Annotated in this window: 17 protein-coding genes; 3 read left to right on the forward strand and 14 right to left on the reverse strand. The window is 63.0% G+C overall.

Translation table 11 applies throughout. The annotated features are described in order from the left end of the window. Positions 1 to 401: 401 nt before the first annotated feature. The 4 genes from HXS66_RS14610 to HXS66_RS14625 form a co-directional block, all read right to left on the reverse strand. Positions 402 to 1,058, reverse strand: a complete 657-nt coding sequence (locus tag HXS66_RS14610; protein WP_077380118.1) for a 3'-5' exonuclease — start codon at positions 1,056 to 1,058, stop codon at positions 402 to 404. Between the two features lie 29 nt (positions 1,059 to 1,087). Continuing rightward, positions 1,088 to 3,043: a DUF294 nucleotidyltransferase-like domain-containing protein gene (locus HXS66_RS14615; RefSeq protein WP_176503940.1), complete on the reverse strand. Its 1,956-nt coding sequence runs from the start codon at positions 3,041 to 3,043 to the stop codon at positions 1,088 to 1,090. 147 nt (positions 3,044 to 3,190) lie between these two features. Beyond that, complete coding sequence (locus tag HXS66_RS14620) at positions 3,191 to 4,993, reverse strand: sodium:solute symporter family protein (RefSeq protein ID WP_077380122.1); 1,803 nt, start codon at positions 4,991 to 4,993, stop codon at positions 3,191 to 3,193. Positions 4,994 to 5,122: 129 nt separating this feature from the next. Next, positions 5,123 to 5,380 (reverse strand): DUF4212 domain-containing protein, encoded by a 258-nt coding sequence (locus HXS66_RS14625; RefSeq protein WP_077380124.1) that lies wholly within the window; start codon positions 5,378 to 5,380, stop codon positions 5,123 to 5,125. A gap of 550 nt (positions 5,381 to 5,930) precedes the next feature. On the opposite strand from HXS66_RS14625, the gene HXS66_RS14630 reads away from it, so the two are divergent. Next, positions 5,931 to 9,929 carry a NahK/ErcS family hybrid sensor histidine kinase/response regulator gene (locus HXS66_RS14630; protein ID WP_077380126.1) on the forward strand — a complete coding sequence of 1,333 codons (3,999 nt, stop codon included), beginning with the start codon at positions 5,931 to 5,933 and terminating at the stop codon, positions 9,927 to 9,929. 148 nt (positions 9,930 to 10,077) lie between these two features. On the opposite strand, the gene HXS66_RS14635 is transcribed toward HXS66_RS14630, so the two are convergent. From HXS66_RS14635 to HXS66_RS14650, 4 genes are all read right to left on the reverse strand, one after another. Next, on the reverse strand, positions 10,078 to 10,740 hold the full coding sequence (locus HXS66_RS14635; RefSeq protein WP_077380128.1) for a response regulator transcription factor: 663 nt from the start codon (positions 10,738 to 10,740) through the stop codon (positions 10,078 to 10,080). A gap of 228 nt (positions 10,741 to 10,968) precedes the next feature. After that, a complete protein-coding gene (locus HXS66_RS14640; RefSeq protein WP_240704366.1) occupies positions 10,969 to 11,931 on the reverse strand; it encodes a DMT family transporter in 963 nt (320 codons plus the stop codon). A 290-nt stretch (positions 11,932 to 12,221) separates the two neighbouring features. After that, positions 12,222 to 14,168 carry an acetate--CoA ligase gene (gene acs, locus HXS66_RS14645; protein ID WP_176503941.1) on the reverse strand — a complete coding sequence of 649 codons (1,947 nt, stop codon included), beginning with the start codon at positions 14,166 to 14,168 and terminating at the stop codon, positions 12,222 to 12,224. A gap of 294 nt (positions 14,169 to 14,462) precedes the next feature. Next, positions 14,463 to 15,113, reverse strand: a complete 651-nt coding sequence (locus HXS66_RS14650; RefSeq protein WP_167592963.1) for a SprT-like domain-containing protein — start codon at positions 15,111 to 15,113, stop codon at positions 14,463 to 14,465. Positions 15,114 to 15,294: 181 nt separating this feature from the next. Between HXS66_RS14650 and HXS66_RS14655 the strand changes: the two genes are divergently transcribed. Further along, entirely contained in the window at positions 15,295 to 16,026 is a 732-nt protein-coding gene (locus HXS66_RS14655; RefSeq protein WP_077380132.1) for a YecA family protein, read from the forward strand. A 116-nt stretch (positions 16,027 to 16,142) separates the two neighbouring features. On the opposite strand, the gene HXS66_RS14660 is transcribed toward HXS66_RS14655, so the two are convergent. Further along, the gene (locus tag HXS66_RS14660; RefSeq protein ID WP_084207890.1) at positions 16,143 to 17,267 is read right to left on the reverse strand and encodes a phosphatidylserine/phosphatidylglycerophosphate/cardiolipin synthase family protein; all 1,125 of its coding nucleotides are present in this window, start codon (positions 17,265 to 17,267) and stop codon (positions 16,143 to 16,145) included. Positions 17,268 to 17,479: 212 nt separating this feature from the next. On the opposite strand from HXS66_RS14660, the gene plsB reads away from it, so the two are divergent. Further along, a complete protein-coding gene (plsB, locus tag HXS66_RS14665; RefSeq protein WP_176503942.1) occupies positions 17,480 to 20,002 on the forward strand; it encodes a glycerol-3-phosphate 1-O-acyltransferase PlsB in 2,523 nt (840 codons plus the stop codon). Positions 20,003 to 20,123: 121 nt separating this feature from the next. Here the strand turns inward: plsB and HXS66_RS14670 are convergent, their stop codons facing one another. The 5 genes from HXS66_RS14670 to HXS66_RS14690 form a co-directional block, all read right to left on the reverse strand. Continuing rightward, the gene (locus HXS66_RS14670) at positions 20,124 to 20,867 is read right to left on the reverse strand and encodes a class I SAM-dependent methyltransferase (RefSeq protein WP_084209594.1); all 744 of its coding nucleotides are present in this window, start codon (positions 20,865 to 20,867) and stop codon (positions 20,124 to 20,126) included. Positions 20,868 to 21,118: 251 nt separating this feature from the next. Further along, the gene (locus HXS66_RS14675; RefSeq protein ID WP_077380138.1) at positions 21,119 to 21,934 is read right to left on the reverse strand and encodes an undecaprenyl-diphosphate phosphatase; all 816 of its coding nucleotides are present in this window, start codon (positions 21,932 to 21,934) and stop codon (positions 21,119 to 21,121) included. Between the two features lie 208 nt (positions 21,935 to 22,142). Further along, positions 22,143 to 22,838 (reverse strand): tRNA (adenosine(37)-N6)-threonylcarbamoyltransferase complex dimerization subunit type 1 TsaB, encoded by a 696-nt coding sequence (gene tsaB, locus HXS66_RS14680; protein WP_077380140.1) that lies wholly within the window; start codon positions 22,836 to 22,838, stop codon positions 22,143 to 22,145. Between the two features lie 288 nt (positions 22,839 to 23,126). Then, positions 23,127 to 23,783 carry an adenylate kinase gene (gene adk, locus HXS66_RS14685; protein ID WP_077380142.1) on the reverse strand — a complete coding sequence of 219 codons (657 nt, stop codon included), beginning with the start codon at positions 23,781 to 23,783 and terminating at the stop codon, positions 23,127 to 23,129. Positions 23,784 to 24,320: 537 nt separating this feature from the next. Continuing rightward, the gene (locus HXS66_RS14690; RefSeq protein WP_077380144.1) at positions 24,321 to 25,082 is read right to left on the reverse strand and encodes a TerC family protein; all 762 of its coding nucleotides are present in this window, start codon (positions 25,080 to 25,082) and stop codon (positions 24,321 to 24,323) included. Positions 25,083 to 25,239: the final 157 nt, after the last annotated feature.

Here is a 25,239-nt window from a genome sequence, read left to right on the forward strand (position 1 = left end):
TCGCGCAGGGCGAAGCGTTCACATCCCTCGGGCCTGACTGGGGCTGGCTGACAGCAGGTCTTCGTCGATCATGACCTCTGCACGCTGTCGCTACCCCGTTATGATTATCAAGCTGCTCGGTAATGCATCCTGCATGGCTGACCGTGTTGCTGGTCGGTACTGCACTGGCGTGTAATCCGGTTCGACAAGGGCTCGCGCATGCCTGTCACGATGAGGAAAAGCAGCGTGGCGTCGTCGTATGGGGCCAGTGTGGCCAAGCTGGTGATGTCTTGCCATTGGACATTCCGGCAACAGACCTTGGTTTATTAGCCAAGAGGTTTAACAACGACAGGGCCATCAATCGCAGGGCCATCAACCACAGGCTCGTCGCCCGGGCGACGCATGGACCAGGTGGTTCAGGCTCATGAGCCTGAACAGGCATCGTGACGTGGCACGACTTGAGTGACCGGCAGCATCAGGCGCTGCGCCATCATGGCGCTGGTCACGGCATCCCCCAGCGCAGTGTGCCGCCCGATCACCGGCACCTGCAGCGCCTCGGCCATGGCCTCGAAGCGCAGGTCCGGCGCGGCCTCGGGCTGAGCGTGACGACAGCGCTTCAGGTAGTCGCGCGCGAGATCATGACGCAGATTGGGCAGGTCGAAGCCGAAACGTGGCCGCAGGTGGCGATTGATCACCGCGACATCAAAATCGATGCACCACCCCACCAGCGGGCGATTGCCGATGAAGGCCAGCAACTGGTGCAAGGCGTCGCCGAGCGCCTCGCCACCATGCAGGTCGATTCCGCGCAGGCGATGAATCCGGATGGAGTCACCGCGCAGGCCTTCCGGACACTGGAGCTGCAACGACAGCGCGCTGGCCGTCCTCACCCGGCGCGCATCGAAACGTACCGCCGCCAGCGAGACCAGCTCGGCACGCTCGACATCGAGACTGGTGGTCTCGCAATCCAGTGCCACCCGCTCTCCCTCATGTTCACTGGCGTGCCAGGGTCTGAACAGCTCGGCAAACTCGCCATGCCCATGGCGGCGGCGGTCTGCCGCACGACGTAGCTGCTGGAACATGCCATCTCCTTGCGGCGCTCGGCCGCGCGTCAGTAATCCAGGTGATAACGATGGGTCAGGCGCTGCTTGAAATCCTTGACCCGACTCAAGGCATCGCGCAGCAGGTCCCGCTCCAGCGAAGACAACGACTGGGTGATGATGAGATTGGCACTGGCGGTGCTGGCGTCACCCCGTGCCTCGGACAGCTCTTGCTCAGCGTGTCTGCCAGCGTTGGCCGGCGCCTCCTCGAGATGCCGCAACTGCTGACGCAGACGCAGTTCGGAGAACAGCGACAGGGCCTCAGACAGATCTTCGCTGTCGCTGGCCTCGATACGCCCCTCCTCTACCAGCGCCTCAAGACGCGCAAAGGTGCCGGTCGCCATCACGCCACGCTCCAGCGCCATGGTGCGTACCCCATGCACGATGGGAAAGATGCCGCCCTTCTTGATGTCGATGCCATGGCGGGGTGAGCGCAGTGAGCCGAACAGCGTCAACGGCGTCGAGAACCGCAATGCCGGGCGCGCGAAGTGCGACAGCAGCAATTCATCACGTCGGGCATGCTGCACCAGGTGTCCGCGCAGACTGTCGACCAGCTCGGCATTGCCACCGCTGGCGCGTGCATCGAAGACGATGGCCAGATTCATCAGCGCCTCCCCATCGCGTCCGGCACACCAGCGCGCCACCTTGCCGCGCCAGCGGGATTCGGTCGCGACCCACTCTGGATTGGAGACCATGATGTTGCCCGGACACGGTGGATAGCCGAGGCGTGCCAGGGTAGCGCTGAAGGTCTGCATGGCGTCGCTGCAGTCTGGCCATTGATGTCCATCAGCGAGAATCAGCCCGTTGTCCTGGTCGGTCTTGAGCATCTGCTCGCCACGCCCCTCACTGCCCATCAGCATCAGACAGCAGGAGACTCGGTGCTGCTCTTCCACCAGCAGGGCGAAGGTGCGCTCGATCAGACGTCCATTGAGGGCGCTGAGCAGTGCCATGGCATGGCGCAGATGCGCGCCCTGGAGAACCAGCGCGCGGACCAGCTCCGGCAGGCGAGCACTGGCCAGCGCCAGCGCCTCCAGATCCGCCGCGCGCTCGATCTCGAGACTGACCAGCTGGCTACGATTGGAGAAGAAGCCCAGCACATCGGTCAGCTCGATGACTCCGACCACCTTGGCATCGGCAGCGAGCGATTCCTGCACCACCACGCGGGCGACCCGATGACGCGTCATCTGGACCAGTGCCTGAAACAGATAATCCTCGGCGGTGACCGCCACCAGCGCGAAGGTGCCCAGAGGGGCGAGACGATGCGTGGCAGGAAGTCCCTCCAGCACCAGTGCGTTGAGCAGATCGGTGCGCGTGACCACGCCACAACGGCCCTGTACCTCGATGATCAGACTGTCAGCACCAGCCTCTCCCATGGCCTTCACGCCTGCCTCGATGCTGCTGCTGGCTGGCATCACCAGTGGCGGACGCATGCAATCCATCACCCTCGCCAGCATGAAGCCTGTCTGGTCCCGGCTGCTGCCGAGTCGGGTGTCCCGATACGCCGCGAGCAGCCGGGCCTTGTCACGCAGGCTGTGCTGGAAATACTCCTCGAACCCGGGATTGTCTTCACACAGCTGATGGAAGTGGTCGGCCGGCAATTGATAGCAGAGCGTTTCCTGCTCGCAGACGAAGCGTGTCCGGCATTCGCCGTTGAGCAGGGTCAAGGCCCCGAACAGATCTCCCTTGCTGTAATGCCCGATGCGCAGACTCAGCCAGGCGTCGTGACCCTCACGTCGCGCCTGCTCCAGGGTGGCGGTGTCCGGCAATGGCGTTTCTGCCGCCAGCTCGACCACCTCGCCCTTGTGGATGATGAAGAGCGCCTCTCCCACCGCTCCCGGTATCAGCGGTTGCTCCAGGGCCGCGAAGTACTGCAGGTCGACGTTCTCGGCCAGGCGTGCCCGGCTGCGCTCATCCAGCAGACTGAACGGCGGCTCGCCGAACGGAATTTCGACTAATGTGGCTTGCATGACACGACTCCACTGGCTCTCCGTCCCGAAGGGCACGGATCATCAAGCCATGAGGCCCCGCCTGCGAATGCACGACGGGGCCTCGGGATATGTAGGGCCTGACCCGCAGACCGAGAGGTCAAGCGGGCCAGGCGCTGTCGTCAGGGATCAGTGATCCACTGCCGTTCCTGCCCCGCGCGGCACGCGGATGTCCTCGACGATATGCTGGATGTGCTCGGGCGGCGGCGGTGTCACCTTGCAGACGACGACCGCGACGACGAAGTTGAGCACCATGCCCAGCGAGCCGATCCCCTCCGGCGACACGCCCAGCAGCCAGTACTCCGCCGTGTTGAGCTCCGGCGAGATGAACTTGAAGTAGACGATGTAGCTGAAGGTGAACACCAGCCCGACCAGCATGCCCGCGATGGCGCCTTCCTTGTTCATGCGCTTGGAGAAGATCCCCAGCAGGATGACCGGGAAGAAGCTCGAGGCCGCGAGACCGAAGGCAAAGGCCACCACCTGCGCCACGAAGCCTGGCGGATTGATGCCGAAGTAACCGGCGATCACGATGGCCACCGCTGCCGCCATGCGAGCTGCCATCAACTCCTGTTTCTCGGTGATGTCTGGCTTGAAGGTCTTCTTGAGCAGGTCATGCGAGATGGCCGAGGAGATGACCAGCAACAGCCCCGCTGCCGTCGAGAGCGCCGCCGCCACGCCACCTGCCGCCACCAGCGCGATGACCCATGCCGGCAGATTGCCGATTTCCGGGTTGGCCAGCACGATGATGTCGCGGTCGATGTAGACCTCGCTCTCGTTGTCGGTGGGCGTGTTGCTCACCAGACGCTGACCATACTCACCACGAGCGGCCTGGCTGTCGGCGTCGCCTTCATAGCTCGGCTTGCCCGCGAAGGGGTCACCGCCGCGCATCTGGATGATGCCGTCGCCATTCTTGTCGACCCAGCCGATCAGACCGGTGTTCTCCCAGTTGTAGAACCAGCCCGGCAGTTCCTCATAGGCTGTCTCGTTGACGGTCTCGACCAGGTTCACCCGCGCAAAGGCACCCACAGCCGGCGCAGTGGTGTAGAGCAGTGCGATGAAGAACAGCGCCCAGCCAGCGGAGATACGTGCATCCCTGACGGTCGGTACCGTGAAGAAGCGCACGATGACGTGCGGCAGACCCGCGGTCCCGCACATCAGTGCCGCCGTGATGAAGAAGACATCGATGGTGGATTTGGAGCCTTCGGTGTACTCGCGGAAGCCGAGGTCAGTCACGACCTGATCCAGCTTCTGCAGCAGATAGACGCCGGTATCGTTGCCCTGTGCATCCACCAGCGTGCCGCCGAAGCCGGTCTGAGGCAGCACGTGTCCGGTCATCATGATCGACAGGAAGACGGCCGGTACCAGGAAGGCGAAGATCAACACGCAGTACTGCGCCACCTGGGTATAGGTGATCCCCTTCATGCCACCCAGAACGGCATAGAAGAAGACGATCGCCATGCCGATGACGACACCGACGTTCACGTCCACTTCAAGGAAGCGCGCGAAGACGATGCCGGTGCCGCGCATCTGACCCGCGACATAGGTGAAGGAAATGAAGATGACACAGACCACCGCCACGGTACGTGCGACGCTCGAGTAATAACGGTCACCGACGAAATCCGGCACCGTGAACTTGCCGAACTTGCGCAGATACGGTGCCAGCAACATCGCCAGCAACACATAGCCACCCGTCCAGCCCATCAGATAGACGGAGGCGTCATAGCCCACATAGGCGATGATGCCCGCCATGGAGATGAAGGAGGCGGCAGACATCCAGTCCGCAGCGGTGGCGGCCCCGTTGGCGATGGGATGGACCCCTCCGCCCGCCACGTAGAATTCCTTGGTAGAGCCGGCACGCGACCACACCGCAATGCCGATGTAGAGCGCGAACGAGGCGCCCACGAAAAGGTACGTCAGTAATTGAACATCCATTGGCGTTGTCCTTGGCGATATCGATCATCTTGTTGTCGTGAGAGATGAAACGCTCAGTCCTGTTCCTTTCCTGCAGAGCCGTCGCTGTAATTCATCGCAGACCTGACCACGAAAGCGGTTCAACACCGCTCATTGCTCGTGGAGGTCGAAGCGTTCATCCAGCTTGTTCATCGAACGGGCGTACAAGATGATCAGCGCGAGGAAGAAATAGATCGCCCCTTGCTGAGCAAACCAGAAACCGAGTTTGAAACCGAAGAACTGGATATTGTTGAGGACATCCACCAACAGGATTCCGCATCCATAGGACACGACAAACCAGATCACGAGATACCCCATGATCAGTCTGATATTGGCGGCCCAATACGCCTTGGCATTCTCTTCCTTCATGACGGAGTTCTCGCATTGTTATTGTGATTGGCGAGAGACCCATCGGCGATGAACCGATGAATGGTCTCCATTGACTGAATCATTCGTCCTCATGGAGTGAGTGATATTCCCTGCGTCTTGCGTTGCTTATCAGGAAACTTGGCGACTCGCTTCTGACAGTAGCCAAGGGGCCAGCTCATCGCAGGCTGACTTTAGTCGAGAGCATGAGCATCCGCTTGAAGACCTCATGACGCCTCTCATCAACTCCTTAAATAACAGATACTTGAAAGATAAACTAAAGACGCACTCCCTTGGTCTATTGGCCAAATGAGTAACGAAACACTCTCATGACGCGTCGGCAATGATGGCGAGACGGCCCCGCTCTTTCGTCATGTCACTGAAAGAAAGCGGCGCAATTTTCTGCCGGAGACACCTCAGGCCGGGTGAGAACGGACGAGCGAGAGCAGACATCTTGTCGTCTGATGGCCAGGAGGAAGCCCCGAGCGGCCTGCAAGGCTTGGGACTCATGGCCGGGCCTGCGTAGAATGGCGCTTCCAGAGAGGAGAGCAACATGTTCCAGGGGTGGTGGCTAATCGCAGTGGCGCTGGGCTATATCGCGGTACTGTTCATGATTGCGTGGCGAGGGGATCGCAACGCCAAGAAGCACGGGTCGGCCAGTCGCCGACCGGCAGTCTACAGTCTGGGGCTTGCGGTCTACTGCACCAGCTGGACCTTTTACGGCAGTGTCGGCCAGGCCGCGACCAGTGGCTGGAGCTACCTGAGCATCTTCATCGGGCCGATCCTGACCTGTCTGCTGTTCTGGCCGATCCTCTTGAAGATGATTCGCGTCGCCAAGCGACAGAACATCACCTCGATCGCCGATTTCATCGCCTCGCGCTACGGCAAGACGCAGTCACTGGCCGTGTTTGCCTCGCTGGTGGCACTGGTCGGCACCCTGCCCTACATCGCTCTGCAGCTGAAGGCGGTGTCGAGTGCCTATCAGGTACTGACCGACACCAGTGACGTCACGCGCACTGCCTGGCTGGGGGATACCGCCTTCTATGTCGCGGCGGTGATGGCGATATTCGCCATCCTGTTCGGCACGCGGCATACCGATGCCACCGAGCACCATGTCGGCCTGTTGCAGGCCATCGCCTTCGAATCTCTGGTCAAGCTGATCGCCTTTTTGACGCTGGGCGCCTATGTCACCTGGGGCATGTTCAATGGCCTGGGGGATCTTTTCACCAAGGCGGACACCTATCTGGAGCTCCAGCAACAGCTCGAGAACCAGACCTTCGGCTCCGGCTTCTGGGCCCAGACATTGCTGGCGATGCTGGCCATCTTCTGCCTGCCGCGCCAGTTCCATGTCGCGGTGGTCGAGAACACCCACCACTCGGATGCCCGCCGCGCCCGCTGGCTGTTCCCGATCTATCTGATCGCCATCTCCTTCTTCGTGCTGCCCATCGCCGCCGCCGGCCTGACGATGTTCCCGGATGGCTCGGTGTCACCGGACAGCTTCGTGCTGGCACTGCCGATGGCGGCAGATCAGACCTGGTTGACCCTGCTGACCTTCATCGGGGGCTTCTCGGCCGCGACCGGCATGGTCATCGTCGCGGCGGTCGCGGTCTCGATCATGATCTCCAACGAGATCGTCATCCCGCTGCTGTTCCGTTTGCGCTGGTTCGATACCGAAGCCCGCGACTACAGTCATATCGTGCTGCTGGCCCGCCGCCTGACCATCGTGATGATTCTCGGCCTGGCCTACGGCTTCTATCTTCTGATCGCCGAATACAGCACGCTGTCAGCCATCGGGCTGCTGTCATTCGCCGCCGTGGCCCAGTTCGCGCCCTCTCTGCTGGGCGGGCTCTACTGGAAGCGTGGCAATCGCCTGGGGGTCATCGTCGGCCTCAACCTCGGCTTCGCCGTCTGGGCCTGGACCCTGCTGGTTCCGGCACTGGCCCAGGCAGGCCTGATGCCCGCCGACATGGTCAATTACGGTCCGCTCGGCATCGACTGGCTCTCGCCGCATGGCCTGTTCGGCTTCCGCTTCAGTGACCCGCTGACCCACGGCGTGATGCTGTCTCTCGGCCTCAACCTGTTCGGCTATATCTTCGTCTCGCAGATGACGCCGCAACGCGTGGTCGAGCGCATCCAGGCATCCTTGTTCGTCGATAGCGTCGAGACGCGTCAGACCAGCGTCTCGCGCCCGTGGACCGGCTCTACCTCCGTCTCGGACCTGCGCGTACTCTGTGAGCGCTTCCTGAGCCATGAGCAGGTCGAACGCGCCTTCGAAGATTACGCACGCCGCAGCGGCCAGCCGCTGGAACTCCACGGGCGCGCGTCAATCGACCTGATCCAGTTCACCGAGCGCTTCCTGGCTTCCGTGCTCGGTGCCTCCTCGGCACGGATCGTGGTCAACTCCGCCCTGCAGGGGCGCGGCATCGGTATCTCGGATGTCATCTCCATCGTCGATGAAGCCTCACAGGTGCTGGAATTCAACCGCGCCCTGCTGCAGGCCACCATCGAGAACATCCACCAGGGCATCAGCGTCGTCGACCAGCACATGCGCCTGGTGGTGTGGAATCAGCGCTATCTGGACATGTTCCGCTTCCCTGACAACCTGATCCGTGTCGGCGCCCCGATTGATCGCATCTTCCGCTACAACGCGCACAATGGTGAATATGGTCCGGGCGACCCGGAAGAGCATGTCGATCAGCTGCTGGACGCCATCCGTGACGGCGAGCCGCATCGCTACGTGCGCTATCGCCAGGACGGCACCGTGATGGAGATCCAGGGCAACCCGATGCCCGGCGGCGGCTTCGTCTATACCTACCAGGACATCACCCAGCAGAAGCGCACCGAAGAGGCGTTGATCCGCTCGGAAAACAACATCCGCATCTACACCGACAATGTGCCGGCGCTGATCGCCTACTTCGACAAGGAGTGTCGTTACCTCTTCACCAACCGCGCCTATGAAGCAGTGATGGGCATCGACCGTACCGCCGTCATCGGCGAGCCGGCCGAGGCGGCGATGCCTGAAGACATCTATCGCCAGCGCGCCCCCTGGATGACGCGCGCCCTGGCGGGGGAGCGCGTTTCCTTCGAGATCTCGCTGGAAGCCCCCGAGGGCGGTGTGCGTTACATGCTGGTGACCTATACGCCGCACTTCAGCGGCAAGGGCAACATCCTCGGCTTCTTTGCGCTCTATCAGGACATCACCGAACGCCGCCTGGCCGAGATTGCCCTCAAGGAAACCAACGAGAATCTGGAAGAACGCGTTCGCGTGCGTACCCAGGAGCTGTCACAGGTCAACGAGGCATTGCGTACCGAGAACCGTGTACGTGCGGAAGCCGAGCAGGCACTGCGTCAGGCCAAGCAGCTGGCCGAGGATGCCAACGCCTCCAAGACGCGCTTTCTGGCCGCGGCCAGTCATGACCTGCTGCAACCCCTGAATGCCGCACGTCTGTTCACCTCCGCTCTCGCCCAGCAGGTGGAAGGCGAGATGAAGACCACCACCAATCACATCGACAACTCGCTGCAGGCCGCCGAGGAGCTGCTCAGCACCCTGCTCGACATCTCCAAGCTCGATGCCGGCGCGCTGGCGCCACGCCGCAGCGTGTTCCGCCTGTCGGATATTCTCAAGCCGCTGAAGGCCGAGTTCGAGGTGATGGCGGAAGACCGAGGGCTGGACCTGAAGGTGGTGATGACCCAGCTGGCGGTGGATTCTGACGGCCAGATGCTGCGGCGCATCGTGCAGAACTTCCTGTCCAACGCCGTGCGTTACACCCGTCAGGGCCACGTACTGCTGGGCTGTCGCCGCCTGGGGGATCGCATTCGCATCGAAGTCTGGGACACCGGCCCCGGCATCCCCGAGTCCAAGCTGACCGAGATCTTCCAGGAATTTCGGCGTCTCGATCAGAGCGAGCGTCACAAGGAGAGCGAGAAGGGGCTGGGGCTGGGCCTGTCGATCGCCGAGCGCATGAGTCGCGTGCTCGATCACCCGATCACGGTGCGCAGCTGGGTCGGTGTGGGGACGGTCTTCGCGGTCAGCGTCCCGATCAGCAAGACACTGCCGGCCGCTGAACAGCCGGATGCCGTCCCGGCCCGCAAGCGCGCCGGCAACAAGCTGACCGGCACCCGCGTGCTGTGCATCGACAACGAGAGCCTGATTCTGGAAGGCATGAAGGCGATGCTGTCCGGCTGGGGCTGCGAAGTCTTCACCGCCACGTCCATCGGTGGTGCCAAATCCGTGATTCGCAATCTGGATGGTGATCCGGATGCCATCCTCGCCGATTATCACCTCGACAATGAAGTGACCGGTCTGATGGCGCTGGATGCTCTGGATGAACGCCTGGCAGGCTCCGTGCCCGGCATCGTCATCACCGCGGATCGCACTGACGAAGTCGCCGAGGAGGTACGCCGTGCCGGCTATCACCTGCTGCTCAAGCCGGTGCGTCCGGCGGCGCTGCGCGCACTGCTGACGCGTACCCTGCAGGCCAATCGTGCCGAGAAGCATGCCAGCGGTACCTCGGATGAGACAGGCGGAGCCCCGGAGAACGGCGATGGCTGATCGCGGGTGAATCGCGCAGCGCCTGTGAACGAGCAGGCGCTGTATCCGCAAAAAGCCCGCCCTGTCAGTGACAGGGCGGGCTTTTGTCTTTCCGAAGCAGGATCATGCTCATCGAACGGGATGCATCATCCCGTCAATCACAGCCACTTCAGGAGCGAACCTTCGGCGGCTCGACTTCCAGACGCTGCGCCGCGATGACGGCCTGGGTGCGGGAATGCACGCCAAGCTTGCGCAGAATGGCGGTCACGTGCGCCTTGATGGTGGCCTCGGACACATTCAGCTCATAGGCGATCTGCTTGTTGAGCAGGCCTTCCGTCAGCATGTTGAGCACGCGGAACTGCTGTGGCGTCAGCGAGGCGATCGCTTCGGCAAAGCGGGACTCATCTTCGCTGGACTCGCCCATGGCTTCGGCGATATCCGTCGGCAGCCAGACTTCGCCTTCGAGAATCTCGCCGATCGCCTCGGCGATCACATCCAGACTTGCGGACTTGGGGATGAAACCGGAAGCGCCATAATCGATGGCGCGGCGCACCACGTAGGGCTCCTCGCTACCGGATACGACGGCGACCGGGATATCCGGCGTCTGACCACGCAGCTGGATCAGGCCTGAGAAGCCATGGGCTCCCGGCATGTGCAGGTCCAGCAGGATCAGATCAGCATCGGGGTGGCGGGCAACGATATCGTTGGTCGCGTCCATGCTGTCGGCTTCGACAATCTCTGCCTGTGAGGCCACTTGCCTGAGTGCCTGCGTCAGTGCGGCACGAAAGAGCGGATGATCGTCTGCAACGATGAACTTCTGGGCAAAGGCCATTGAGTCTCCTCCAAAACCCCGATGGTGATCATCACCGACCTTCCTGGCCGGTCAATGATCGCCGTTATTTTCTGGCATGTTACCCCATGGAACGCGCGTTTAACAAAGCAGCCCACCATCGGGAGACATACTGATGTTTCGCTCGGGGAACACGAGTATCGCACGGATTGCCCAATGATGAGTGGACAATGCACAAGTGAATTCTGACAGCATCCTGCGGATGGAGAGTCAGACCACCCTAACCGCAACGCGACTCGCATGCCAACCGACCAGTGCCACACCGGCAATCAGCAGGAAACCCATGAGGCTGGCAGCGTCCGGCACTTCTCCCCAGATCGCCCAGCCGGCCAATGCGGAGAACACGATGGTGAGATAGGAATAGATCGACACTTCCCCCGCGGGCGCCAGCCGATAGGCCGTGGTCATCAGGATCTGGCCACCGGCCGCGAAGACCCCGATCCCCAACAGGGCCAGTGCCTGCGGCGCACTGGGCATCACCGGATTCATCAGCATCGGCACCAGGGTGACGATGCTGGAGACCAGCGAGAAATGTAACACGATTGTCGCGGAAGCCTCACGCCCTCGCAGCGCCCGAATCAGCGTGTAGGCAGCGCCGGCCAACATGGCCGAGCCCAATCCGACCAGCGCCGGAAACAGTGCCTCCACACCTCCCTCGGCGAACGCCAGCTGCGGCTTGATGACCAGAGTCGCCCCCACGAAGGCAATCAGCATGCCTACCAGCCGCCAGCCGCCCAGGCGCTCTGCCAGAAACATGCCGGCAAACAGCATCACGAAAAACGGCGACAGCTTGTTTAGGATAGTCGCATCCGCAAGCAGCAGGTGATCGATGGCGTAGAAAAAGCTCATCACGCCGCCAAGCCCGATCAGCGAGCGCGCCAGCAGCAACGGCTGATGGTGCCAGTGTCCCAGCAGACGCGCACCCGCCATGCGTACCATCACGACGGCAACCACCAGGCTTACGAGATTGCGCACGAAGACCTTCTCGAACAGCGGCAAGTCACCGCTCAACTTGACCATCGCCCCCATCAACGCGAAGGAGATCGCCGACAGGCACATCAGCACGACAGCGCGTGGACGGTTCTCGCCCTCGGTGGATGACGATGATGCAACCTGTGAGGAAGTGGCGGGCTGAGACGTGGCGCAGGATGCATCCGACTTGCCTGCTGACATGGGGGCTGCCTTGATCATGAAGTGAATGAGGAAATGCTCAGGGAGGCCATCAGGCCCACCTGTCGCATGCGGGTTGTCGCATCATTATCAAGTCAGCCGCTCATCGATGGCCAACCTTTCCTGCTTCAGACACGGCCAGGATGTGCACGAGACAGACACTCACGAAACAGGCACCCACGAAACAGGAGCGCATGACCCGGACGCACACGAAAAAAACGCGGGAGCCAGGCTCCCGCGCTTCGATGTCGCGACGTATCTCGTCAGGCCTGCATGGCCGCCATCCGACGAGTTCAGCGGTTGGCGCGATGCTCGATCAGATCATCCACCACCGTCGGGTCCGCCAGCGTCGAGGTATCCCCAAGACCGTCGGTCTCGTTGGCGGCGATCTTGCGCAGGATACGCCGCATGATCTTGCCGGAACGCGTCTTGGGCAGTCCCGGTGCCCACTGGATGACATCAGGTGACGCGATCGGCCCGATGTCCTTGCGCACCCACTGGGTCAGGGTCTTCTTGAGCTCATCGCTTGGCTCGATGCCATCATTGAGCGTCACGTAGATGTAGATACCCTGCCCCTTGATGTCGTGGGGATAACCGACCACCGCGGCTTCGGCGACCGCCTCATGCGCGACCAGCGAGGACTCGATCTCGGCCGTGCCCATGCGGTGCCCGGAAACGTTGAGCACGTCGTCGACGCGTCCAGTGATCCAGTAATACCCATCCTCGTCACGGCGGCAGCCATCGCCGGTGAAGTACATGCCGGCATAGGTGGAGAAATAGGTCTGCACGTAACGCTCGTGGTTGCCCCAGATGGAGCGAGCCTGCCCGGGCCAGCTGTCGAGAATCACCAGATTGCCTTCGGTGGCTCCCTCGAGAATGTTGCCCTCGTTGTCGACCAGCGCCGGCTGCACGCCGAAGAACGGCAAGGTGGCGGAACCCGGCTTGAGATCCGTGGCACCCGGCAGCGGCGCGATCATGATGCCGCCGGTCTCGGTCTGCCACCAGGTATCCACCAGCGGGCAGTTGCCCTTGCCGATCACGCGGTGGAACCACTCCCATGCCTCAGGATTGATCGGCTCACCCACCGAGCCGAGCAGGCGCAGGCTGTCGCGGGAACTGGAGTCCATCACGCCATCGCCGTGTGCCATCAGCGCGCGCACGGCAGTCGGGGCCGTGTAGAGAATATTGACCTGATGCTTGTCGACGATCTCCCCCATGCGCCCGTGAGTCGGATAGCTGGGCACCCCCTCGAACATCAGCGTGGTCGCGCCGTTGGCCAGCGGTCCATAGACGATGTAGCTGTGCCCTGTCACCCAGCCTACATCCGCCGTGCACCAGTAGATGTCGCCATCGTGGTAGTCGAAGACGTAACGATGGGTCATGGCCGCATAGAGCAGATAGCCGCCCGTGGTGTGCTTCAGCCCCTTGGGCGTGCCGGTGGAGCCGGAGGTGTAGAGAATGAACAGCGGGTCTTCCGCGCCCATCGCTTCTGCCGGGCAGTCGCTGGACTGACGGTCGACCAGCTCGTGGAACCACAGATCACGACTCCCCCAGTGCACGTCACCCCCGGTACGCCGCACCACCAGCACGTGGTCGACGCAGCCGGTGCCATCGCGCTCCAGCGCATCGTCGACATTCTCCTTGAGCGGCACTCGCTTGCCACCGCGCAGCGATTCATCGGCGGTGATCACGATACGCGAGCTGGAATCGGCGATCCGTCCTGCCAGCGCGTCCGGCGAGAAGCCCCCGAAGACCACCGAGTGCACCGCACCGATACGGGTACAGGCCAGCATCGCCATGGCCGCTTCGGGGATCATCGGCATGTACAGGGTGACCACGTCACCACGCCCCACGCCCAGTTCCTTGAGGCCATTGGCGAACTGGCTGACGCGCGCATGCAGCTCGCGATAGGTGATCGACTGGGACTCACTGGGGTCATCCCCTTCCCAGATGATCGCCACCTGGTCGCCACGCTCCTGGAGATGACGATCCAGACAGTTGTGGGCCACGTTGAGCTGACCATCCTCGAACCAGCGCACATCGACATTCTCAGGGCCGAAGTCGGTACTGCGTATCACCGAGGGCGCCTTGAACCAGTCCAGCGACTGCGCCTGCTCGGCCCAGAAATCCTCGGGTGCCTCGACAGACTGCTGATACATGGCCTGATAGCGCTCACGATCTACCCATGCACGGGCGGCAACATCAGGCTTGACCGGGTGAACCTTGGCATCTTCGCTCATTGTTGTTCGACCTCTGGAAGTTGGCGGGCGACACGCCTCGGGCTGCCTCATACGACACGGGTACGCTGCGGACGAGTCATGGCTAGTCCGTTTCAGCTTAAACCCAAGCATGGGGGGGCCACACACTAGACCTTGGTAGACAATTTTTTCCCAATAATTTCAACTATTTATCAACAAATAACACCAAGGTCACAGCGACTTTCGCCGCAGAAAACCCGCACTCCAGAGGGACTGAGCGCGCCACGGCGGCATTGAAAACGGGAGGCAGGACAGCACGGAAGGCGATGGCAGGCATCAGGAATCGCTCAATGGCCCCTTGAGCGCTTTCCCGCACTGCCGGCATCGGTAACGCTGCCCACGAAGCGCATTGGCATGTCGACGATGACTCAGATAGTGCGGTGTCTCGCAATCGCATCCGTAGGCCCAGGGCATCGGACTCGCGCGGGAAACATCCATGCGGTGGGTCACCTCAGGTGCGACACCATAGAGATTCGTCATGACCTGCTGCCACTCCGGGCCATGCGGCTTGACCCGCTGGCCGCGCGCGCGCTCCACCACTTCCATCACCACCCAGTGCGCCACCTCATGAGGGACGGTCTGGCTCAGGAAGTGATGGCGGTTCTCGCACAGCAATTGCCAGTTGAAGCGCAGGCGCTGGCGCGCCGGTTCGGCTGTCCCGGCAGTGCGTCCTCTGAGACGACAGGACACGGCGGGCATGCGCATCTCGGGATAGTGCGCACGTGCGCGCGCCAGACAGGCCAGCACACGGGATTGCAGCATGGCATGCAGTTGCGGCTCGCTGAGGGCATCCAGTGTCTGCTCATCGGCCAACGGCAGGGGGTCGGCGACCGCATCACCGAGACACGCCAGTACATGGTCGACGGGAAAGCGATATCGACTGACGACACTGCCATCCACGGCGTGCGCGACACGGGAACAAGACATGAGACGACCCCTTGATGCCAGACGATCGAGGTGAACGGCAACCGCTGAAGAAAGTGGAGAATTCGACGATTCAGGGGCTTTCGTGGCAACGAAAACCCTTGCCACGAGATGATACACTAGCCACATTCGCAGTGGCCGCGACGCCCTGCCCGACTTCTATCCCGCATGTGAGACCTTCCCCATGGCCGAGCCTGTCCAGACCCAGCCGTTGCTGGATGATGAATCCCTCGACATCCTCGATGAGTTCCTTGAATCCGACCTGGTCGGCCCGGAAGCCCTCGACATCATCAGCGCGCATGGCTTCATGCTGGCACTGGCCATCGCACCACGCGAAGTGCCTTCCAGCCTGTGGCTGCCGGAGCTGTTCCAGGGGCAGCCCGCCTATGAAAGCCCCGAGCAGGAAGCCCAGGTGGTCGCGCTGTTCGAGCAGATGCGCGCCAATGCCATCGACGCCCTCGAGCACGGCATCCTGCCTGAGCTGCTGTTCGAGCTGGAACTCGGTGGCCTCGACCCCGTCGAGACGCCGATCGGTGACTGGTGTGCAGGCTTCATGGAAGGTGTCTTCATGGACGAGGAAGCCTGGTTCGGGACCCAGGAAGAGACCGCGGCCGAGCTGCTGCTGCCCTTCATGGCCATCTCGGGCGTATTCGACGATGAAGACCCGGAGATCGGCGAGCTGATCGCCGACCCCGTCGGTGCCCAGCGCTTCGTCAACCAGCTGCCGGAACTACTGCTGGATCTCTATCTGCTCTATCGCGTGCCGCCGGAAAGCCCCAAGCCATCACCGCGCCGCAAGGGAGCCGCAACGCCGGGCGCCGCGGGCATTCCGCGTGGCAAGCATGCGGGCGGCAAGGGCAGTGGCAAGGGCGGCGCGAAGAAGCCTGCTGGCAAGGGTGGCGGCAAGAAGCGCTGAGCCCCCGCCATCCCCCTCTTTGCGCCGTGCAGCGCCAGACACGACAACGCCGGACGCCCCTTGGGGTCGTCCGGCGTTGTCGTGTCACGAAGCAGTGTCTGACATCCGTGAACTGGCTAGCGCAGCCGCGTCACCAGGCTATCCAGGGTGCCATAGCCCCACTCGCGACAGCGTTGCGCCAGAGAGCGTCGCTGCCAGGCAGCCCGGGTGATCTCGACGCTGCGCGCGAAATGCTGCTCGAACAGCGCCGCCACCTCCGCCGCGAAGCGATGGTCCTGCACCTCCTGATTGGCCTCCAGATTCCATTGCAGGCTCCAGTGATCGAAGTTGCATGACCCCAGCGTGACCCAGTCATCCGCCAGCGAGAACTTGGCATGCAGGAAGCGCGGCTGGAATTCATGGATCCGCACGCCCGCCTTGAGGAGACTCGCATAGAAACGCTGCCCCGCAGAACGCACGCCGGGATGGTCGTGATGCTGTCCCGCGATCAACAGCTGCACATCGACGCCGCGCCGAGCCGCCCGCTTGAGGCGTCGACGCATGCTGAAGGTCGGCACGAAGTAAGGCGTGCAGATCCACAGCCGCTTGCGGGTGCTGCTGGCCTGATGCTGGAGCGAGTGGCGAATCGCCTGATAACGAAATCCATGGCCCCAGACGACACGCCCGCGCATCCCCAGATATCCCGTGACGACGTTGACCGCATTGATGTTGACGCTGCGCACGGCCTCACGACGCCCCTGCCCCTCGCTGGCAGCGGAATCCCAGACCCGCGCGAACAGCCTGACCCAGTCACGGATACAGGGCCCCTCGATGCGTATCGCCACTTCTGACCAGGCCTCGGCAAACTCATCGACCGCCCCGAAACCGCCAGTGAAGCCCACCTCGCCATCCACGACCAGCAGCTTGCGGTGATCCCGCGTCAGGTTGCGACCGAACCGCCACCAGCGAATCGGGTTGTAGAAGCGCAGGGCGATGCCGGCCTCGGTCATGCGCTGGCGATCCGCCTCCTCGAGCCCCAGCGAGCCGAAGCCATCCAGCAGCACCAGTACATTGACGCCACGCTGGCACGCAGCGCTCAAAGCCTCGATCAGGACCCGACTGAGGTGACCGCTTTCGGCCAGATACAGTTCGAGCAGTATCGAGTGACGTGCGCCTTCCACCGCCTCCAGCATGCTGGGCAGAAAGCGCGCCCCCTCCGGCAGCAGGGTAAATCGATTGCCTGAACGCCACATCCCGAGCATGACATGCCTCCCGTTGCTCCCGCACTGGGCAATGACAGCTGATATCGGCGTCATCGAACAGAATGCGTATAATGATCAATATCATGCATGCGGCGACCCAACGTCGATATCCTCGGATCGCCACTCCCGCATCCTGTGAGTCAACGCAAACGATCCTGCTTGTGACAGCGTCTCACCATCGAACTTTTCGAGTACACCTGCGAGGCTCCGCCATGTCGCCCGTCACCCTGTTATTGCGCCCTCTGCGCAACCTCAGCCGCCGTCTGCTGGACAAATGGGTGGAGCTGCGCGCGGTGGAACCCGACATCAACGCGCTGGACCACAGTGCCCTGAATCTCGACCCCGACCTGCCGGTGGTCTACGTCTTCCCCTATCAGGCGCTCTCCGATGAACTGGTGATCGAGCAGCTTTGCGAGGGGCGTGGCCTGCCGTCTCCCACTCTGCCCTTGAGCATAGGCGACATGCGCCTGAGTCACTCGCGGTTGCGCCTGCTGCGTCACTCACGCAAGGGCAAGGGCCTGCTCTCCCGACGACTCGCGCAGCTGATCGAGGCACTGGAGAACGCCCCGGATGAGGTCGAGGTCCAGCTGGTACCGGTCAGCGTGTTCTGGGGACGTGCGCCGGGCAAGGAATTCGGCTTCTGGAAGTTCATCTCCGCTGACAGCTGGCGTGTCACCGGGGTATTGCGTCGCGCCATCGCCATCCTCGTGCATGGTCGCTCGGTGGATGTGCACTTCGGCCAGCCGCTCAAGCTCCACGAGGTGCTGCGCGAGGGTCCCGAGGATCAGGCGCTGGCGCGCCGGCGCATCGCTCGTCTGCTGCGCGTGCACTTTCGTCGCGTGCGCACCCGACTGCTGGGGCCGGACCTCTCGCATCGCCACACCATGATCCGCAATCTGCAGAAGGCGCCCGCCGTACAGGACGTGATCAGCGAGCTGGCCCGCGACCAGAACCAGCGTCCCGCGCGTCTCGAGAAGCGCGCGTTGAGATACGGCCGCGAGATCGCCTCCAACATGGGCTATCCCGTGCAGCGCTTCCTGGCTCACGCCCTCAAGCGCTTGTGGCACAAGCTGTATGACGGCATCGAGATCCGCGGCATGTCGCGCGTCAAGGCGATCGCCGGGGACTGCGAGCTGATCTATGTGCCCTGCCATCGCAGCCATATCGATTATCTGCTGCTGTCCTACGTGCTGTTCCACGAAGGGCTGATGACGCCGCACGTGGCAGCCGGCAAGAATCTCGACATGCCGGTGATCGGCCCGATCCTCCGGCGTGGCGGCGCCTTCTTCCTGCGCCGCAGCTTCCGTGACAATCGCCTCTATGGCGCGGTCTTCGATGAATATGTCCACCAGCTGATCACCCGCGGGCACCCGGTGGAATACTTCATCGAGGGTGGACGCTCACGCACGGGCCGCATGTTGCCGCCACGTCCGGGCATGCTGGCGATGACGCTACGTTCCTTCCTGCGTGACACGCGCCGCGAGGTCGCCTTCGTCCCGGTCTACATCGGCTACGAGAAGGTCTTCGAGAGCCTCAGCTATCAGCGTGAACTGTCGGGCGCCAGCAAGAAGAAGGAGTCGCCGCTGGATCTGATTCGCGTGCTGGGGCAGCTCAAGCAGCCCTTCGGCAAGGTCTATCTCAACATTGGCGAGCCGCTCAAGCTGGGGGCCTGGCTGGACAAGACCACTCCCGAGTGGCAGGCCAGTCGCCACCAGCGGCGCCCGGAATGGCTGACCAGTGCCGTGCCGCGACTGGGCAACGAGATCGCCACGCGCATCAATGCCGCCGCGGCCCTCAACCCTGTCTCGCTGTCGGCGCTGGTACTGCTTTCCACCGCACACCACGCCATCGAGTCCAGTCTGATGCAGCGCCAGCTGGCCATGCTGGTGCGGCTGGCCGGCAAGCTGCCTGGCCGACAGGACCACAGCCTGCCCGAAGGCACGCCGGAAGAATGGATCGCGCACTGTGCGCACCTGGGGCTGGTCACCCTGCGCCCCCAGCACCTCGGTGAGCTGGTGATCGCCACACCGGAACAGGCCAGCCTGCTGACCTGGTACCGCAACAACGTCCTGCATCTGCTGGCGCTGCCGGCGCTGATCGCCTTCGCCTTCCGCAACACCGCCCAGTACACCCTGCAGGCGCTGGATGAGCAGATCAGCCCGGCCTGGCCCGTGCTGGTACGTGAACTGTTCGTGCCGGAAGCCCCGGAGCTGAAAGGCGATATCGCCGCCACCCTCGCGCTGCTCAGCGACGAGGGCCTGCTGGAGCACCAGCCGGCAACCGAGAACACGCCCGAACGCTGGTCGCGTCCGGTCGCAAGCCAGGAATCCTCCGAGCAGCTGCGGCTGCTGGCCCAGCCGGTCCAGCCGACGCTGGAGCGCGGCTACCTGCTGATCGCGGCCTTGCTGCAACACGGCAGCGGCACGCTGGATCGCGAAGCCCTCGAGACCCACTCCGGCGCGCTGGCAGAGCGGCTGACGCTGCTCTCGGGCCTCAACGCGCCCGAGTTCTTCGACAAGCGACTGTTCCGCGGCCTGCTGGATACCCTGCTGGAGCTGGACTTCATCTGGCTGGACGACAATCGTCTGTGCTTCGGCGAAGCGCTGGAAGACCTGCAGACCCGTGGGCGCGACCTGTTCGACCCGGCATTGCGCCATCGCTTGCAGCATGTGCGCCTGCGCGATACGCCGGACACGCCAGAGGACAATGCTGACTCGGCTGACGAACCACGCTGACAACGGTGCCACGCCATCCCTTCGCATGAACGACAGGACCCCGCTCGCGGCAGACGCGAGCGGGGTCCTGTCATCTTCAGAGCGGTCATGCACGTCAGGGTGCATCACCCGGCCTTCGCGGCTAGCGCAGCGCCTGCTTGACGTAGACGTCGTAGCGGCTGGTCTTCTCCTCCACCACATGACTCGGCGCGATGCCGCCGATCGGCTCAGCCTTGCGTGGACGCTTGACCACCACCCGATGGGTCGCGACCTCCAGTGCCGAATCCAGCAAGGCCGGCGCATCCGCGTCATCCCCCGCCAGGGCACGGAAGAGCCGCATCTCCTTCTTCACCAGCGCGGACTTGTCACGGTGCGGGTACATCGGATCCAGATGCACCACCTGCGGCGGCTGATCCCACAGCGCGACGAGCTCTCCCAGATCACGCGAGGCATCCCCCTGCAGCGCCTGCATGCGTAGCGCGATCTCACGTATCTCGTCGTCTGCACAGCCCTGCGCGCGGGTCAGGCCATCGACCAGGATCGCCGCCGTCGCGGCGACACGCTCGATCATCAGCACCGGCGATCCGAGACTTGCCAGCACGAAGGCATCGCGCCCCAGCCCGGCGGTGGCATCGACGATGCTTGGCAGCGCGCCGCGATTCAGGCCACAGGCCCGCGCGATCAGCTGATTGCGCCCCCCACCGAAACGCCGGCGGTGGTCCGCCCGACCAGCGACGAAATCCACATGCAGCGGTTTGCCGTACTCGCGCTCGTCACCGGCGATCACGACCCGCGGTACGCCCTGCTCGTCCTGCGCCACCTCGAGCCGCAGAGCCGGCAACGCATCATCGTCCCGGATGGCGATCCCGAAGTGCGCCGCCAGCATGGCGAGCTCCGGATGCACCGCCAGCTGCGAGCGAGCGATGGCGATCACGGGGGTCGCGTCAGCGGCGTCAGAGGAAGGAGCGAGGGGATCGGATGGCAGCATGAACGGGCTCTATGGAAATGAAGAGACGCTGGGACTCGCGAAAGACCAGCACAAAGGCGACATGATAAGCGCAAGCAAGGCTGACAGAAACGCCGACGGCGCCGCAAGAGCGACGCCGTCGGAGAAAGACTGAACCTGCCGTACGCGACTTACAGCAACAGCATGCCGAACAGCAGCACGCCCAGCAGCAGACGGTAGATGACGAAGGGCAACATGCCGATGCTGTCGATGGCCTTGAGGAACAGCTTGATGCACACCAGCGCCGAGACGAAGGACAGCACCACACCCAGTCCGACATCGAACAGCTGGGCTTCACTGCCGGTCTCGATCAGCTCCAGCCCCTTGAGTGAGCCCGCCGCGAGAATCAGCGGAATCGACAGCAGGAAGGAGAAGCGCGCGGCGCTCTGACGCTCGAATCCCAGCAGCAGTGCGGCAGTGATGGTGATGCCCGAGCGCGAGGTGCCCGGAATCAGTGCCAATGCCTGGAACAGACCGATGATCAACGCCCCCTTGAGCGTGAGCGTCGCCAGATCCCGCGTGCGCGTGCCCTTGGCATCCGCCCACCACAGCAGCAGACCGAAGACGATGGTGGTCGTGCCGATCACGGCAGTCGAACGCCCGGCCGTTTCCACCACATCGCCCAACAGGCCACCGAAGACGACGGCCGGCAGCGTCGCCAGCAATACCGCCCAGCCCAGACGGCTGTCGTCGGTCTGACGCGCCGCAAGCCCGCCAGAACCGCTGAACTGTCCGAACCAGCCAGCGAGGATATTGACGACATCCTTGCGAAAGGCCATCACCACGGCCAGCAGAGTACCGACATGGACCGCGACATCGAAGGCCAGTCCCTGGTCCGGCCAGCCAAGCACCTGGGAGGGCAGGATCAGGTGAGCGGAGGAGGAAATCGGCAGAAATTCGGTCAGACCTTGAATGACGGCCAACGCCACCACGTGCATGAGTTCCATGAAACATCCTTTTAAGAGTAACGGGCCTCAATGGCCCACACGGACGAAAGACATCGCCTGTGGCACTGCGAGGTGCGGTGATGACAGAACGGTTCCCTGTCAGCCGATGCGCGACCGACATCAGGGGGCCGCAGTGTGATGCTGAAACCTTACGGCAGCCTTGGCAGACCACCTGACTGACGCGAGAGGATGGCGATCCCTGGCGCCATCAGCGCCATGCCACCTCGTTGCGCAGATAGACAGGCTGCGCCTCGACGGCAGCGACTGCCTCGCCGCGCGCAAAGGCCTGCGCCGCCAGGATGACCATGTCCTCGGCATCCGGCTGCGGTGCCTCCAGACGCTGCACGATGCTGGCGCGCAAGGCTTCCGGCAGCGCATCGTGCATGACCAGCCCGGAACCGATGGCCAGCCAGTCGTGCTCACGAAGCTCCTGGGGCAACTCCACGAGTCCCGGCGCCACGACCTGCTCGGGCAGCAGCTGGCTGACCTCGACCTCACCTTCGGCGGAGGTCGCCACACGATAGGCGCCGGTGTAAAGCTCGCCCATGCGGGCATCCAGCATCGGCAACACGAAACGGGCGTGGTGATGGCGATGGGCCTGCAGCGCCAGCGCCGCCAGGGTCGAGACACCGATCACCGGCACCTCAAGCCCGAAGGCCAGTCCCTGGATGGTGCCAGCCGCGATGCGCAGGCCCGTGAAGGAACCCGGGCCGTGGCCATAGGCCAGCGCGTCCAGGTCCTTCAACGTCAGCTGGGCGTCTGCCAGCAGCGTCTCGATCATCGGCATCATCAGCTGGGTATGCTGACGGGGAGCTTCACAGCGCTCGGCAGTAACAACGCCGTCCTGCCACAGGGCAACGGAACAGGCGGAGGAGGATGCATCAATGGCCAGAAGCGTGGTCATGGGCGGTTCATCATCAGAAAAATGTGACGCGATTCTACCCGTCCCCCGCTAGCAGCAAAAGACGCAGGGTGTCCACGGCAGGTGTCGGCGCTGTGCGTCAGTCGTGCCACAGGCCGCGAACCTGCGCTGCAGAAGGGGTCTGTCGCAACACGCCATTTCGCTTTCGCGACCAAAGAAAACGCCCGCAGACAAAGCCTGCGGGCGTTTTCAAGGCGCTTGATACCGAAAGAGCACATCATGCGGGCCATGGCGGCGCCATAGTCCTCATGCCGTCTCAGGCAACGCGACTCACTGCTCCAGCGCGCTGACCAGCTGGGCACGAATGTCATCGACGGAGCCGATGCCTTCGATGCGATGGTAGGCCGGTGCCTGGGCATCGCCAGTGGCAGACCAGCTGGAGTAGTACTCGACCAGCGGCTCGGTCTGCTCATGGTAGACGGACAGACGGTTGCGCACCGTGGCTTCACGGTCATCTTCACGCTGGATCAAGGCTTCGCCAGTGACGTCGTCCTTGCCTTCCTCGCGCGGCGGGTTGTACTCGATGTGATAGACACGACCGGAATCCGGGTGCACACGACGACCGGACAGGCGCTTGACGATTTCCTCGTCCGCCACGGCGATCTCGACCACGTGGTCCAGCTTCACGCCCGCTTCCTTCATGGCGTCAGCCTGCGGAATGGTGCGCGGGAAGCCATCGAACAGGAAGCCGTTCTCGCAGTCGGGCTGGCTGATGCGTTCCTTGACCAGAGCGATGATGATCTCGTCGGACACCAGCCCGCCGGTATTCATGATCTCCTTGACCTTGAGCCCCAGCTCGCTGCCGGCCTTGACCGCTGCACGCAACATGTCTCCGGTGGAAATCTGCGGGATGTTGAAACGCTCGCAGATGAACTGGGCCTGAGTGCCCTTGCCGGCGCCGGGGGCGCCCAACAGGATCAAACGCATCGGTACTGCTCCTTGAGTGTGCAAATGAAAAGCGTGAAACAGGTGTAAATGGGTCATCCGGGCTTGTGTGCCCTGCCCTCGACGGCAGATGGCCATCCGAGGCGCTCTGGCCGCCGAGCGCTCAAGACGACTCGGCTCACGCGCTGACCTGCGCAGTGTCTCCCCATCGACATGACAGTGAAGGAGACAGCCACGGGGCCTCGAGCGGCTTGCGACCAGGATGAAACAGGAAGCGGACCGACTGGTGGCGTGACGAACACTCTCCACGCACTGACGATCTCATTATGTCATCGCTATGCAACGCAAGGGCTGACGATACCGCTCACACGGCCATCGCACAAGCACACCAAAGGCGCGCATGACGCCCCTTGGCACTGTTTTGGCTCATTGATGACGGACGAGGCGATCGGCGCGTGCAGCGCCTCGTGATCCAGCCTCACGATGGCATGACGCCCCCGCGGCACTCGGTCGCAGGGGCGTCATGGTAGGGTTCCACTCATTTCAGGGTTCAGGCGTCATGGCCTGGGGGTCATGACCTCACTCGGCGACCTCTTCCGCCTGGCTGCTGCGACGCAGCCGCACCGCCTTGGCCCGCTTGCCGCGTAGCCGGATGTTGAGCATTTCCACCGCCAGCGAGAAGGCCATCGCCACGTAGATGTAGCCCTTGGGCACATGGACGCCGAAGCCTTCGACCATCAACATCATGCCGACCATGATCAGGAAGGACAGGGCCAGCATCTTGATGGTCGGGTGGCGATCGACGAAATCACCGATCGGCTTGGCCGCCACCATCATGATGCCCACCGAGATGACGATCGCGATGATCATCACCGTCAGATGGTCGACCATGCCCACCGCCGTTATCACCGAATCCAGCGAGAAGACGATATCGATCAACGCGATCTGGACCATGATCGCCATGAAGCTGGCACCGCCCTTCTTCGCGCCCTCTTCCGCCGGGTCCTCACCCTCGAGGTTGGCATGGATCTCATGGGTGCTCTTGCCGAGCAGGAACAGCCCCCCGAAGACCAGGATCAGATCCCGCCCGGAGAAGCTGAAATCCAGCACGCTGAACAACGGTGTCGTCAGTGACATCAGCCACGACAACGACATCAACAGCACGATGCGCATGCCCATCGCCAGGCCGAGACCGATCATGCGGCCACGTTGGCGCTGAGCCTCGGGCAGGCGCGCGACCAGAATCGACAGGAAGATGATGTTGTCGATGCCCAGCACGATCTCAAGCGCGGTCAGGGTCGCCAGAGCCACCCATGCCGAAGGGTCCATCAACCATTCCATTGTCTTGCTCCTTGTGTGTTGCGAGAACCGGCCTTCCCGGGGAGTGCCAGCACGATGCGGCAGATCGCGGCAGGTTGGCGTGAAGCATCGCATGTTGTGCAGGGCAGCAACAGCTGTCGCCGCCCTGCCACGCCAACGGACATGCACAAAAAAACGG

The sequence above is a fragment of the Cobetia sp. 5-11-6-3 genome, assembly GCF_013374055.1.
GTDB lineage: Bacteria > Pseudomonadota > Gammaproteobacteria > Pseudomonadales > Halomonadaceae > Cobetia > Cobetia marina.

Excerpts from the sequence above, each read along its gene's own strand:
- HXS66_RS14620 (WP_077380122.1), bottom strand. The coding sequence starts at position 4,993 with ATGGATGTTCAATTACTGACGTACCTTTTCGTGGGCGCCTCGTTCGCG.
- HXS66_RS14610 (WP_077380118.1), bottom strand. The coding sequence starts at position 1,058 with ATGTTCCAGCAGCTACGTCGTGCGGCAGACCGCCGCCGCCATGGGCAT.
- plsB (WP_176503942.1), top strand. The coding sequence starts at position 17,480 with ATGTCGCCCGTCACCCTGTTATTGCGCCCTCTGCGCAACCTCAGCCGC.
- HXS66_RS14690 (WP_077380144.1), bottom strand. The coding sequence starts at position 25,082 with ATGGAATGGTTGATGGACCCTTCGGCATGGGTGGCTCTGGCGACCCTG.
- HXS66_RS14670 (WP_084209594.1), bottom strand. The coding sequence starts at position 20,867 with ATGCTGGCGGCGCACTTCGGGATCGCCATCCGGGACGATGATGCGTTG.
- HXS66_RS14675 (WP_077380138.1), bottom strand. The coding sequence starts at position 21,934 with ATGGAACTCATGCACGTGGTGGCGTTGGCCGTCATTCAAGGTCTGACC.
- acs (WP_176503941.1), bottom strand. The coding sequence starts at position 14,168 with ATGAGCGAAGATGCCAAGGTTCACCCGGTCAAGCCTGATGTTGCCGCC.
- tsaB (WP_077380140.1), bottom strand. The coding sequence starts at position 22,838 with ATGACCACGCTTCTGGCCATTGATGCATCCTCCTCCGCCTGTTCCGTT.
- HXS66_RS14635 (WP_077380128.1), bottom strand. The coding sequence starts at position 10,740 with ATGGCCTTTGCCCAGAAGTTCATCGTTGCAGACGATCATCCGCTCTTT.
- HXS66_RS14655 (WP_077380132.1), top strand. The coding sequence starts at position 15,295 with ATGGCCGAGCCTGTCCAGACCCAGCCGTTGCTGGATGATGAATCCCTC.
- HXS66_RS14640 (WP_240704366.1), bottom strand. The coding sequence starts at position 11,931 with ATGTCAGCAGGCAAGTCGGATGCATCCTGCGCCACGTCTCAGCCCGCC.
- HXS66_RS14650 (WP_167592963.1), bottom strand. The coding sequence starts at position 15,113 with ATGTCTTGTTCCCGTGTCGCGCACGCCGTGGATGGCAGTGTCGTCAGT.
- HXS66_RS14630 (WP_077380126.1), top strand. The coding sequence starts at position 5,931 with ATGTTCCAGGGGTGGTGGCTAATCGCAGTGGCGCTGGGCTATATCGCG.
- adk (WP_077380142.1), bottom strand. The coding sequence starts at position 23,783 with ATGCGTTTGATCCTGTTGGGCGCCCCCGGCGCCGGCAAGGGCACTCAG.
- HXS66_RS14615 (WP_176503940.1), bottom strand. The coding sequence starts at position 3,043 with ATGCAAGCCACATTAGTCGAAATTCCGTTCGGCGAGCCGCCGTTCAGT.
- HXS66_RS14625 (WP_077380124.1), bottom strand. The coding sequence starts at position 5,380 with ATGAAGGAAGAGAATGCCAAGGCGTATTGGGCCGCCAATATCAGACTG.
- HXS66_RS14660 (WP_084207890.1), bottom strand. The coding sequence starts at position 17,267 with ATGCTCGGGATGTGGCGTTCAGGCAATCGATTTACCCTGCTGCCGGAG.